We start from the raw sequence: 12,415 nt of genomic DNA, 5'->3' as shown, positions 1-12,415 counted from the left end.
TGGGTAGACAGTTTCGCTTGTCTGTGTATGGGCCGCCATCGGCGGTCGCCTGAGCCAGAGCCAGAAGGTGCCCACGTATACGTGGAACCATGGGCTCCCCCCGACCCTTCCTCGTCCTGTCCCTGCTCTGGGCTGTCTGTCTTCCAGCCCCCGCTCGGGGACAAGCCGCTCCTGCCGCCACCAGTGAGCCCCGCGCGGTGGAGGTCGACGTCCAGGCCACGGACGCGGGGACGGCGGTCTCCGCCGACGATGCCGCGCGGCTGAAGCTGGAGACGGATGGAGGCAGCCTCGCGCTCCTGACGCCTCAGCTGGTGAAGGAATCCCCCGTCACCTGGCCCGAGGGCCTGGAGGGCGCCCCGGACGAGGTGAAGCTCATCCTCCAGATTGACGAGCAGGGCCTCGTCGTCGACGTGACGGTGCAGGAGGCGGCCACGCTGGCCCCCCTCACGGAGGCCGCCGTCCGCGCCGCGCGGGGGCTGCGCTTCACGCCGGCGAGCCTGGGCGGGAGAACCGTGTCGGTGCGCCTGCCATATGGCTACCACTTCGAGCCCCCGGCGGCCCTGCGCTTCACCCAGTCGCGACTGCGCGGTGAGGTCCGTGCCCTGGGCACCCGCCAGTTGCTGGCGGACGCGGCCCTGTTCCTGGACGGCGGCGAGGAGCCCATTGCCGTCACGGACGTGGATGGCCGCTTCGCGCTGGAGCTGGCTCCGGGCGCCCACCGGCTCCTCGTCCGCGCCCCGTCCCACCAGCCCGGGACGTTCGAGGAGTCGCTCGAGTCGGGCCAGTCGCTCGACGTCGTCTACCGGCTCCAGCCCACCCGCGTGAATCCCTACGAGACGGTGGTGAGAGATGACCGCCCCCGCACGGAGGTCAATCGCATCACCCTGCACGAGCAGGAGCTGCGCGAGGTGCCGGGCACGCAGGGCGACCCCTTCCGCGTCATCATGCTGATGCCGGGGGTGGGCAGCGTCGCCTCGGGCCTGGGTTACCCCGTGGTGCGCGGAGGGCAGCCCGGCGCCACCGGCTACTACCTGGACGGCGTGCGCGTCCCCATGCTGTACCACCTGCTGCTCGGGCCCGCGGTGGTGCATCCGGACTTCATCGACACCATCGACTTCCATCCCGGCGCGCCGCCGGTGCAGTACGGGCGCCTGCTGGGCGGCGCGGTGGAAGGGCGGCTGAGCCGGCCACGTGAAGACAAGCCACACTTCGCCGCCTACGCGGACCTCATCAACGCGGGCGGCTTCATCGAGGTGCCCTTCGACCGCACCGGCACCTCCGTCACCGTGGCGGGACGCTACAGCTACACCGGGCTGCTCATCCCCCTGGCGTACGCCCTCTTCAAGAGTCACGAAGACAATCCCATCCACGCGGCCTTCTGGGATTACCAGGCCCGGGTGGAGCAGAAGCTTGGCGAGGGACGGCTGCGCCTGTTCGCGCTCGGCAGCTCCGACGACGCGGGCGAGGCCACCGCCGCCTACGAGGACAGCCTGGGCGCCACCATCGTCTCCCGCTTCCATCGCGTGGACCTGCGTGGCACCCACCCCGTGGCGGGCGGCGAGGGCGAGCTGGGCATCACCGTGGGCCTGGATGAGGTGGGCCTGCAGGGCTACCGGCGCGTGGTGCGCAACCCGGCACGGGGCCCCGAAGAGGTGCTCGCGGGAGAGTACGGGCTGGACCAGCTCACCTTCGCGGCTCGGGCCGGGTGGACGCGGCGACTGTCCAAGGCGCTGGACGTCCTGGCGGGCACGGACGTGGAGCACCGGCGCGTGGCCACCGGCATCACCGGCTCCGCGCGCACTCCGGGTTGGCGGCCGACGGATGACGCCCATCCCCTCAAGCAGCCCTCCGCCCTGGCCACCTTCGTCGGTGGCTTCGTCGGAGCGACGTGGCGCCCTTCGGATACGTGGGTGGTGTCGCCCGGCGTGCGCGTGGACGGCTACCACCTGGTGCCCGGAATCCAGCACGTCGTCGTGGAGCCCCGGCTGGCGGTGCGCCACCAGCTCTCCGAATCGCTCACCCTCAAGGGCGGCGGTGGCATGTACCACCAGTCCCCCACCGTGCTGCTCCATCTGCCGGCGCTGGATGTGTCGGGCCTGCGCAACGGCGTCCAGTCGGGCGCGCAGTTCGACGTGGGCGCGGAGTGGAAGGCCACCGAGGGACTGGAGGTGACGGTGGACGTCTACTTCAACCCGCTGTTCCGCACGGTGGAGTTCGACGTGCAGGACGTCCTGGAGAACCGCAAGCGGCGAGGCCAGCAGCGCGAGGACCCGTCGGCGCGAGGCTACGCGTATGGCCTGGACCTGATGGCGCGGCATCCGCTGGGGCGCGACTGGTTCGGATGGGTCAGCTACAGCTTCCTCCAGAGCAAACGCCATCGGCGCTTCGCGCGCTATGCCGACAACAACACCATCCGGGAGACGACCGAGGGCGAGCTGCCCTTCGCCTTCGAGCAGGCGCACGTCTTCAACGCCGCGCTCAGCTACAAGCTCGCGAACAACTGGACGGTAGGCACGGTGGTGCATTTCAACACCGGCCGTCCGGAGTCCGGTGAAGTCTCCTCCGTCACCCAGCGCCCCGTCATCAACCCGGAGGGCTTCCGCGCCTGGGCGCGACAGGACGCGGACCGCGTGGAGCGGCTGGCGCCGTTCTTCCGCGTGGACTTCCGCGCCGCGAAGTCCTGGTCGCTCGAGGACTTCACCGTCGAGGCCTATCTGGACATCCTCAACCTCTCCCTCCAGCAGGAGGTGTTCGCCTACGAATACAAACGGACGGCTGGAAGACTCCAGCGCGAGGCCATGGGGTTGCCCGTCATCCTGCCCATGCTGGGCCTGAAGGGAAGCTACTGAGATGCGCCACCCATCATGTCTGGGATTCTTCGTCCTGCTGCTGTCCTCGGGGTGTGAGCGACTGCAGGACGAGCCCGTCTTCGTCTACGGCCGGCTCGAGCGGCGCGACGGCACGCCCGTCAGCGGCGGAGTCGTGCCGTACGCGCGCACCCTCCACGAGGTGCCCATGGGAGAGGGCCCCTACGTGTATGAGCCGCCGGACTTCACGCCCTACGCGGAGTCCACCACCGAGCCGAGCGGGGACTTCTTCCTGGAGATGCGCTACGGGGACGTGGAGTCCGTCAACACACCCAACCCCTGGCTCCAACCCTATCGCTTTCGCGCATCATGGCGGGACGAGACCGGCGCGGCTGTCTCCACATCCTTCACCTTCCACGATGACGTGGAGCTCCCCACCCTGCGCATCTGGGACTCCCAGCTCGCCGTCACGACAGGAGCGGAGGGCGCGTCCGTGACCTTCGCGTCAGCGCCCGCCGTGCCCGTGCCACCCCTCACGGGCGAGTACGCGATGACCTCCGATGAGAATCAAACCGTCATCCCCGCTCTGCCCACCACGCCCGAAGCCATGCTCTTCATGCTGAATGGCGCGCAGCCCCTGTTCCGCGCCCTGATTCCCACCTCGCCCTGGGCCGCGAGTCGCTACGTGCTGGAGGACTTTCCCCAGCCCACCGTCATGCTCCGGGCGGTCTCCGTGGGGGAGTTCTGGTTCTTCCCGCTCGGAGGCAAGTACACGGAGCTGTGGTTCCGCATGGACTGGCGCACGGAGGAGGTGCCCCTGGCTCCAGGTGGGCTCGTGCCCGCCAGCCGAGGCGCCACGTGTCAGCCCTCGCCCTCGGCGGGCTGTCCCTGGACGGATGGCCGGCTCGACCCCGTGTCCCTCGGAAGCAAGCCGGTGGAGTCCCTGGTCGTCACGCTCCCCGAGCCACGGAAGCCGCGGCATGTGGTGGTACGCGGCGCGGAGGGAGGCAACTTCTCCGGGTTCGTGCTGGAGGGGAGTGAGGACGCGGAGCAATGGACCCAGCTGGCGGTGCTGCACAACGTCCCGGAGCGCTACATCCCACCGCCGCGACTCAGTCCCCCGTGGAGGGGCTTCGAGGAGATGACTCGGTGGGACAGCCCCTTCGACGGACAGCTGTCCTTCATCAAGGGTCCCCACTTCCTCGATGCGCCCGTGACGCAGGACGCGGGGCCGGTGCGCCATGTGCGGCTGCGCGCGGTGGGCTTCAACCACGCGGGCGACCCCATGCCGGGCGCGACGATGGCCACTCTCGCCGAGCTGTCCCTGTTCGAGTAGCGCGGGCCCTCAGCCCGCGCCCAGCGGCACGTCCCACCGCCGGGCGAGCCGCGCCTGCTCCTCCGGCGTGCGCAGGTCCGTGGCGGGCAACGCCACTCCGGGCCGGTGCAGGACATACAGGTTCCAGAGGCCCTGGAGGCCCAAGGCCTGGATGTCCGCGTACATCCGCTGCTCCAGCGCCGGGGCGAGAACGAAGCCGGCGGACTCGAACTGGCGACGCCACCATGCGAACGACGCAATCGTGACGTGTCCTTCCAGCGGTCGGCCCCACTCGTCGCGCGCCAGGTCCTCTTCCGGCACCGGGCCCAGGTAGTCGGGCCCCAGCGACCGGTAGTGCTCCAGCCGCTCCGGCCGCACCTTCCCGTCGAACCAGCCATCCGGTCCCGTGCCACAGGGGCCGAAGGACGGCGCCGTCACCACCAGGAAGCCCCGCGTCACGCGGTGCAGCTCCGAAATCGCGTGCGGCACCATGGAGGGAGGCAGGTGCTCCAGCGTCTCGAAGGCGGACACGAGCTCGAACTGTCCGTCGTCGAAAGGCAGGCGCTGGGACAGGTCTCCGAGTGACAGGTGCGGCTTCACGTCCCACGGAGCGTGGTGGATGGCGAAGTCGCTGAAGTCACTGCCCTGGGTGTCCCACCCCAGCTCGCGCAGCGCCTGCACCGTGAAACCCAGCGCGCAGCCCACGTCCAGCGAGGTGCGCACGTCGAAGTGATTCCACAAAAGATAGGCCGCCTTGTTGGCGTGGCTGGAGTCGCGGCGGTAGTGCTCGTAGCCGCTGTTGCCCTCGCGGTCCAAGGGGTTGCGTCCGGCGCCGTAATAGCTGGCCCCGTACATGTCCTTGCTTCCCTGCGCCAGGAGCAGCGACAGCTCGAAGCTCAGCAGCTCCAGTCCGCTGCGCAGCGGCGGCACGTGCGCGACGCCCGCGGTCACCAGCCTCCGCGCCTCCAACGCCAACCGCCGCCGCACCCGGGCGGGCAGTCGCTGGAGGCCGTCTTTCGCGAGGAGGGATGAGAGTTTCAAGGACACGACTCCGGCAGGCAGAAGACCCCGCCCTTATGACACGGGAGCGAGGGGTCGGGTCATCACTCCGCGAGCGGAGGCTCGGGCCCCTGTCATGGCGATGGGGGGCTCACCCCTCATCCTCCGGGCCGCCCCGACACCGCCCCGATATTCGACGCGAAATCCACGCGCCTCACGGGGCCGTACGGATGGGCAATGCCCCCCGTCACACGCTCCCTTCGCGGCGTCCTCGGCGTCGTGCTCGCACTGGCCTGTGGTTGCAGTCGTGGAACGGGCGCCGCGTCCACGCCCTTCACGCCCGACAACGACACGGAGGTCCTGGAGCAGGTTCCCGCCCGAGCGACCGACGCCCGCGCCCGCGAGCGTGCCGCGTTGCGACAGGAGCTGGACCGCCAACCCCGACAGTTGGAGCTCGCCGTCCGCCTGGCCCGGTTGGAGTTGAAGGAGGGGCGAGCCCGGGGCGACCCACGACACCTTGGGTGGGCCCAGGCCGCGCTCGCGCCCTGGTGGGACGAGGCCGAGCCTCCCCATGAGGTCCGCCTGCTGCGCGCCACCCTGCGACAGAGCCGCCACGAGTTCGACGCGGCCCTGCGAGATTTGGAAGCCGCCGTCCGGGAGGACCCTCGGGACGCCCAGGCGTGGCTGACGCGCGCCATGGTGCTGGGTGTCCGGGGTCACCATGCGGAGGCGGAGAAGAGCTGCGCGCCGCTGGACACGCTCGCGGGGGCCCTCACCGCCGCCGTGTGTCGCGCGCAGGTGGACAGCGTCGCCGGACATTCGCGGCGAGCCTATGCGCGGCTCTCTGAGGCGATGTCTCGGCGCGGGGGGATGGGCAGTCCCGAGGAGCAGGCCTGGGCGCTGTCCACCCTGGGCGAGGCCGCTGCCCGCGCGGGGGATTCGGCACGGGCGGAGCTTCTCTACACACAGGCGCTCGCGGCCGACCCGGATGACGCCTACACCCGCGCGGCGCTCGCGGACCTGCTGCTGGACCTGAACCGGCCGGGTGATGCGTCGCGGCTGATGAAGGACCACGCGACGGACGACGGCCACCTCCTGCGCCGCGTGCTGGCGGAGACGGCCCTGGGTTCCGCGGAAGCTCCCGCGCTCGCCCAGGAGCTGGCGGAGCGGTATGCGGCCAGCCGGCTGCGCGGTGACACGCTGCACGCACGCGAGGAAGCCCGCTTCGCGCTGCACGTGGAGAAGGACGCGCGCAAGGCGCTGTCGCTCGCCCAGGCCAACTGGGAGGCGCAACGAGAGCCTTGGGACGTGCGCGTCCTCCTCGAGTCCGCGCTGGCCGCCGGAGCACCCGAGGCGGCGCGCCCCGCCCTCACCTTCCTCGATGCCTCCTCCTGCGAGGACCCGGGACTGCTCGCGCTGGCCGAGCGGCTGAAGAAAGCCGCGCCATGAACACCTCCCGCGAAGCGCCGAGCCTCCTCGCCCTGGCCGCACGGCCCAAGAAGACCGCGCCATGAACCGCATCCTCGCCCTGCTCGTCCTGCTGCCCGCCATCGCCCTGGCTCACAAGCCCAGCGACAGCTACCTGCACCTCGAACGCGCCGCGCACGGCTTCAACGGCAGGTGGGACGTGGCGCTCAGGGACCTGGACACGGTGCTGGGGCTCGACTCCAACGGAGACGGCGCGCTCGCCTGGGGCGAGGTGCGCACCCGCCAGGAGGACATCGTCCGTCATGTCCTGTCACGGCTGTCGCTGGGCACGGCCGGCACGCCCTGCCCTACCACCACCGAGGGAGACCTTCGAGTCGCGCGTCACTCCGACGGGGCCTATGCGGTGCTCGACTTCCGCGCGGCCTGCCCCGTCGAACCCTCGATGCTGACGCTCGACTACACCCTCCTGTTCGACCGCGACCCGCAGCACCGAGGCGTCGTCCAGGTCACAGGTGAGCAGGGACAGGGCACGCTCATCCTGTCCGCGTCACGCCACGCGGTGGAGATTCCCCTCGCGAGGCTGTCCGCCTGGAGCCACTTCGGCGACATGGTCCACTCCGGTGTCGAGCACATCTGGGCGGGCCTGGACCACCTGCTGTTCCTGCTGGCGCTGCTGCTGCCCTCCGTCCTGAAGCGCTCCCCGACGGGCGGATGGGAGCCCGTGGACAGGTTCGGCCCCGCGCTGCGCGACGTCGTGAAGGTGGTGTCGGCGTTCACCGTGGCCCACTCACTCACGTTGAGCGTCGCCGCGCTCGGGCTCGTGTCACTGCCCTCCCGACTCGTCGAGTCCGCCATCGCGGTGAGCGTCATCCTCGCGGCGGCCAACAATGTCTTTCCTCGGGTTCGAGGCACCCGCTGGGCCGTGGCCTTCGCGCTGGGCCTGCTGCATGGCTTCGGCTTCGCGTCGGTGCTCGCCGACCTGGGCCTGCCCGCCGGGGGACTCGCCACGACGCTCCTGGGCTTCAACGTGGGCGTGGAGCTGGGGCAGCTCGCCTGCGTCGCCGTCTTCCTCCCCGTCGCCTTCCTGCTGCGCGGCGCGTCCATGTATCGCCGCGCGATACTCGTCGGGGGCTCGGCGGCCATCGGCCTCATCGCCTGCGTGTGGCTCGCGGAGCGAGCGCTGGACCTGAGCGTCCTTCCGCTCTGACCCATCCAATCACGTCGCATCCCCGTATTGCATTCACCACCGGATGTCCGGCGCAGCCCCTGGCCCGTCGGTGGGATTTGCCCCCAACGTTGTGGAGACACGCATGCAAAGACGACAACTCGCGAGCGCACTGGCGCTCGCGGCGGCGCTGCTCGTACCGACCGCCCACGCCTCCAGTCATCGTGAAGCCCCCTTCATCACCCGGATGCCCAAGGTCGACGCCACCGATTTCTACATGTTCCGCAGCTATGAGCCGGGCCGTGGGGACTACGTCACGCTCATCGCCAACTACCTGCCCCTCCAGGACGCGTACGGCGGCCCCAACTACTTCTCGTTGGACCCCGATGCCCTCTACGAAATCCTCGTCGACAACACCGGGGACGCCATCGAGGACATCACCTTCCAGTTCCGGTTCACCAACAACCTGAACGGCCCCAATGGCATCACGCTGAACGTGGGCAACAACGGCAGCACGAAGAGCGTGTCCGTGCCCTTCACCAACGTGGGCGCCATCACCAGCGCGGACCGGAGCGCGCAGAACGTCCAGGAGAACTACACCGTCAAGGTCGTCCGAGGCCCTCGCCGCGCGGCGGCCGGACAGGACGTGACGAACACCGCCGGCCACACCGCCCTCTTCCCGAAGCCGGCGGACTACGTGGGCACCAAGTCGCTGGGCAACGCCGCCACGTACGAGACCTACGCCCGCCAGCACATCCACAACGTCAACATCCCGGGTTGCACGGGCACCGCGAAGCTGTTCGTCGGCCAGCGTCGCGAGCCCTTCGCCGTGAACCTGGGCCCCGTGTTCGACCTGGTGAACGCGCCTCCCGCGGTCATCACCGACCCGAACGCCCGCAACGCCGTCCCCAACCCGCTGGCGAAGAAGAACATCACCACGCTGGCGCTCGAGGTCCCCATCTCCTGCCTCAAGGCGGGCACCCAGGACGTCATCGGCGGATGGACGGCGGCCAGCGTCCGTCAGGCCCGCGCCATCAACCCCACCGCGTCGTACACCGTGCCCTCCCGTGAGGGGGGCGCGTGGACGCAGGTGAGCCGCCTGGGCATGCCGCTGGTCAACGAGGTGGTCATCGGCATCAAGGACAAGGACCGCTTCAACGCCAGCGAGCCGAAGGACGACGCCCAGTTCGCCGACTACGTCACCCACCCCACCCTGCCCGCCATCCTGGAGCTGCTCTTCGGCGGCGCGGGCGTGAGGGCTCCCACCGTCTTCCCTCGCGCGGACCTGGTGGCCGCCTTCCTCACGGGTGTGACCAGCGTCAACGCGAACGGCTCCACCGCGGAGATGCAGCGACTCAACACCGCGCTGCCCGCCACGGTGAAGGCGAACCAGAACAACCTGGGCGCCGCCGCCTGCTTCGTCAATGGCCAGCTCACCCTGGCCAATCCAGGGTGTGACCCGGCGGGCTTCCCCAACGGCCGCCGGCCCGGCGATGACGTGGTGGACGTGGCGCTGCGCGTGTCCATGGGCTACCTGCTCGCGAACGACACCCAGGCCCCCGCGCGCAACGTCCCGTTCCATGACGCCGTGCTCCAGGATGCCTCGCAGTTCGACGCCGTCTTCCCCTACCTCACCACGCCGCAGGCGGGTGCCAACGGCGACGGGACGTGAGCCCATGAGCACGCTCCGAGCAATGAGCTGTGTGCTGCTCCTGGGGGCCGCGCTGGCCTACACGGGATGCAGCGACGACGACGATGACCGCTCCCCGTTTCCGCCTCACCCCGACGCAGGCGCGGATGCGGGGACGGACGCGGGCACGGATGCGGGGACGGACGCGGGCGTGGAGTTCACCGCCTTCGTGAGGGACCTGGTCCTCAACGAGACCTCGGACACCACGACGCCCGTGAAGCTCGACGACAAGAACTTCGTGGACAACGCGCCCACCGACGCGTTCGCCCCGGCGTTCTTCCAGCACTAATCACACACGCCACCGTAACTGAGAGTGCCTGGGTCGCGGACACACCCCTGTGTGTCCGCGACCCTTTTTCGTTTCATTGCGACCCCTGAGAAATGCGAGACATTTCCTGAAGGGGCCTATCGACTCCGCGTCACCATTCTGTTTCATTACGACTCATTTCAACACATCCGGATGACTATCCAGACGGGGGAATTCCAGGGCAATAGATGAATCCGCAGGTGCCCACCACGGCACGACGCCCTGTGAGCCTCACGTCATGAACACCCCCAGCGAGCACACCAAGGATGGCGTGAGCTACCCGCTGGAAGTCCACCTGGTGCACACCGACGCCCAGGGAACTCCGAAGGTGGTCGTGGGCGTGCTCATCGAGGAGGGCTTCGTGAACGCGGCGCTGTTCACCGCCTTCCGACACCTGCCCCGACACGAGGGGGAGGAGAGCGCGCCGGCCGGTGCGCTCGTCAACGCCACCGCGCTCCTGCCCTCCAACCGGGCGTTCTTCCAGTACGCGGGTTCGCTCACCACGCCCCCCTGCAGCGAGGGACTCCAGTGGTTCGTGATGAAGCACCCCATCCAGATGTCCGACGCGCAGATTGGCGCGTTCGAGCGCCTGCCGCACATCAACCCGAACAACCGCCCCGTGCAGCCGCTGAATGGCCGCACCGTCGGCGCGCAGTCCGGCCACTAGCCGCGGGGGATTGAGGAGGCCGGGACCCATGACGAGCCACATGGGTCCCTTGGAGCTGCCCGAAGGGTCAGAGGCGTATCAGCGTGACGGGCTTCCTGCCCTCGACAAGGCCCTTCTGCTTGCCCACCTCGGCGACCCTCCAGCGGACAGAGCCCCAGACGATCAGCTCGTCTACCTTGAGCGTCAAGGGCAACGGGGTGTCTATCTTGTGATTCGTGTGAAGGTCATTCAGCATGCCCTTGAGCGCGCCCCCCCTGGGGATGCCCGGGAAGTGCAGGAAGTGGAAGGGCTCACGCTCCGGGGCCTTGAGTACCCTCGCGGACACCACCTGGAGATTCGCCACATCACAATCACTCACGCGCGCGGCGGCCGTCACGCATTCGACATGGGCCATGGGGAAGGTCGCATTCGCCGCGACCCATTGCCAGAACGGGACGTGTTCGCGCACGTCGTCCCGCCAGACCTCGGCCACACGATCAAAAGGAGAGGATGCGCTGGCGGAAGCGCCCGACGACGAGGCCGACGCTTTCGGTCCCGGTGCCTTGGATGGCTCCAGGGAGGCGCAGAGACGGGAGATGCACTCGTCCGGCAACTGCTCCCAGGGAGTGTGATTGGCACACAGCCAGAGGAGGTCTCGCACCATGTTGGGCCCGGTCAGGTCGAGCGTGGAGCCCGTGGTGTGGTCCATCCAATAGCCCGCGAGCCGATGGTCGGGATCGAGCGCGAACGCCTCCCGTGGGGCCCTCCCCCCAATGATTCGATAGGCCAGACGAATGGTCTGTCGCATGGCATCGATGAGCAGACTGCGGGGAGCCGCCGCCACGATGCAGTTGCTGAGATAGAGGCTCTTGCCGGCGTAGGCCGGGGTCGTGGCGATCCGCTCGCGGCCGGGCCACCTGGCGGCGGACGCCGCGCCCTCGCGGTCCGGGGTGATTCCCACCAGGGCGCACGCGGGATCGACCTCGAGTCTTCCGAACGCGGAGAGCAGGTCGATGTCGACATCCATGTAGACCCCGCCGTAGTTGTAGAGCACCTCGTAGCGGAGGATGTCGGACGCCGAGGCCGCGAACATTCCGCGCAGGGTCAGCTCCTGGTCATAGGCATCCATGTTGAGGAAGTGCATGCCCGTCAGGAACTCGTGTGAGCGGAGGTTGCAGAGTCTGAATCGCCCGGGGTGCGCGCGCTCCAGCGCACGCAGGGGCTCCAGGTCATCGGCCGCTTCGTCGATGAGGTCCCTGGCCAGGGCGAGCTTCTCGTCCGGAGCCATCCCTTTCGAGAGGACTCGCAGGTTGTGCAGGTCACGCCCAGGGCGGACCGTCCCACGCACGTGCAGGGGGTCGTGCGCGGCACTGAGATCGTATTGCGCGCGCGCCTTGGGGTATTTCTTGAGAATCTTGCGCACGTGCATGTTGAAGACGTGCGCGTCATCCCACCAGATCCACACCTGATGGTCTGGCGTGGCCTGGGTCTTCTCCAGCCAGCTCGTGATTCCCTTGAGGGTCTTCGTCGCCGCGATAGAGCCTCCGCCGGCCCAGGTCCCGTGGATGATATTGGGAATGAGGCTGAGCCCGGGCCTCCTCACCGGCGCGGAGGGTGACGGACCCGCTGGCCCCGAAGGTCCCGGCGGTTTCAGTGGGGCGAAGGGAACAGGCAGCATGAGGGGCGGCGGGACGAAATGCAGGGGCGCGGGAGGGGGTGGTCCCCCCCCATCCCCCCCATCATCCCCATCCCCCGAGCTCATCAGTTTCGCCGCGCGCTCGATGCGCGTCCTGTAATCAGGATCCTCGACGAGCGGCTCTCCGCACCCACACTTCGTCCCGATATTGCTGGAGGTATAGCTGCTCTCACAGTTCGAGCAGTACGCCGACATCTCCTCGTTGCACCCGGAACACTTGAGGACGGGATTGTGCCTGCTGGTGTTCCGACCACAGGTGCGACAATGGTAGCCACTCATGTTTGTCCTGGCGGGTCGCTCGCGATTCGACACGGTGCGGGAGGCGACACGAGAGCGCTCCGCGTGGCCGTCCACTGTCGGAC

The 12,415-nt window shown here is 69.0% G+C and carries 9 protein-coding genes; 7 read left to right on the top strand and 2 right to left on the bottom strand.

The genetic code is table 11. The features are described from left to right. Positions 1-89: 89 nt before the first annotated feature. Both HUA76_RS41515 and HUA76_RS41510 read left to right on the top strand, forming a co-directional pair. Positions 90-2,849 carry a TonB-dependent receptor domain-containing protein gene (locus tag HUA76_RS41515; protein ID WP_174464034.1) on the top strand — a complete coding sequence of 920 codons (2,760 nt, stop codon included), beginning with the start codon at positions 90-92 and terminating at the stop codon, positions 2,847-2,849. Between the two features lies 1 nt (position 2,850). Then, entirely contained in the window at positions 2,851-4,143 is a 1,293-nt protein-coding gene (locus HUA76_RS41510; protein WP_174457693.1) for a hypothetical protein, read from the top strand. Positions 4,144-4,152: 9 nt separating this feature from the next. Here the strand turns inward: HUA76_RS41510 and HUA76_RS41505 are convergent, their stop codons facing one another. Beyond that, positions 4,153-5,163, bottom strand: coding sequence for a class I SAM-dependent methyltransferase (locus tag HUA76_RS41505; protein WP_174457694.1), 1,011 nt, complete (start codon positions 5,161-5,163; stop codon positions 4,153-4,155). A gap of 195 nt (positions 5,164-5,358) precedes the next feature. Between HUA76_RS41505 and HUA76_RS41500 the strand changes: the two genes are divergently transcribed. From HUA76_RS41500 to HUA76_RS41480, 5 genes are all read left to right on the top strand, one after another. Then, positions 5,359-6,570, top strand: coding sequence for a tetratricopeptide repeat protein (locus HUA76_RS41500; RefSeq protein ID WP_174464033.1), 1,212 nt, complete (start codon positions 5,359-5,361; stop codon positions 6,568-6,570). Positions 6,571-6,631: 61 nt separating this feature from the next. Next, positions 6,632-7,756, top strand: coding sequence for a HupE/UreJ family protein (locus HUA76_RS41495; RefSeq protein ID WP_174464032.1), 1,125 nt, complete (start codon positions 6,632-6,634; stop codon positions 7,754-7,756). A 103-nt stretch (positions 7,757-7,859) separates the two neighbouring features. After that, a complete protein-coding gene (locus HUA76_RS41490; RefSeq protein WP_174464031.1) occupies positions 7,860-9,386 on the top strand; it encodes a DUF4331 domain-containing protein in 1,527 nt (508 codons plus the stop codon). Between the two features lie 4 nt (positions 9,387-9,390). Further along, the gene (locus HUA76_RS41485; RefSeq protein ID WP_141641391.1) at positions 9,391-9,693 is read left to right on the top strand and encodes a hypothetical protein; all 303 of its coding nucleotides are present in this window, start codon (positions 9,391-9,393) and stop codon (positions 9,691-9,693) included. A 256-nt stretch (positions 9,694-9,949) separates the two neighbouring features. Then, positions 9,950-10,378 (top strand): carbonic anhydrase family protein, encoded by a 429-nt coding sequence (locus tag HUA76_RS41480; protein ID WP_254614820.1) that lies wholly within the window; start codon positions 9,950-9,952, stop codon positions 10,376-10,378. Between the two features lie 67 nt (positions 10,379-10,445). On the opposite strand, the gene HUA76_RS41475 is transcribed toward HUA76_RS41480, so the two are convergent. Beyond that, on the bottom strand, positions 10,446-11,960 hold the full coding sequence (locus tag HUA76_RS41475; RefSeq protein WP_174464030.1) for a TcdA/TcdB catalytic glycosyltransferase domain-containing protein: 1,515 nt from the start codon (positions 11,958-11,960) through the stop codon (positions 10,446-10,448). Positions 11,961-12,415 lie beyond the last annotated feature (455 nt).

The sequence above is a fragment of the Myxococcus sp. CA056 genome (genome assembly GCF_013336715.1).
In the GTDB taxonomy this organism is placed as follows: Bacteria; Myxococcota; Myxococcia; order Myxococcales; family Myxococcaceae; genus Myxococcus; species Myxococcus llanfairpwllgwyngyllgogerychwyrndrobwllllantysiliogogogochensis.
Note: the sequence above shows the minus strand (reverse complement) of the source record. Positions and strands in the feature narration are given on the sequence as shown.

Excerpts from the sequence above, each read along its gene's own strand:
- HUA76_RS41500 (WP_174464033.1), top strand. The coding sequence starts at position 5,359 with ATGCCCCCCGTCACACGCTCCCTTCGCGGCGTCCTCGGCGTCGTGCTC.
- HUA76_RS41495 (WP_174464032.1), top strand. The coding sequence starts at position 6,632 with ATGAACCGCATCCTCGCCCTGCTCGTCCTGCTGCCCGCCATCGCCCTG.
- HUA76_RS41480 (WP_254614820.1), top strand. The coding sequence starts at position 9,950 with ATGAACACCCCCAGCGAGCACACCAAGGATGGCGTGAGCTACCCGCTG.
- HUA76_RS41490 (WP_174464031.1), top strand. The coding sequence starts at position 7,860 with ATGCAAAGACGACAACTCGCGAGCGCACTGGCGCTCGCGGCGGCGCTG.
- HUA76_RS41485 (WP_141641391.1), top strand. The coding sequence starts at position 9,391 with ATGAGCACGCTCCGAGCAATGAGCTGTGTGCTGCTCCTGGGGGCCGCG.
- HUA76_RS41510 (WP_174457693.1), top strand. The coding sequence starts at position 2,851 with ATGCGCCACCCATCATGTCTGGGATTCTTCGTCCTGCTGCTGTCCTCG.
- HUA76_RS41515 (WP_174464034.1), top strand. The coding sequence starts at position 90 with ATGGGCTCCCCCCGACCCTTCCTCGTCCTGTCCCTGCTCTGGGCTGTC.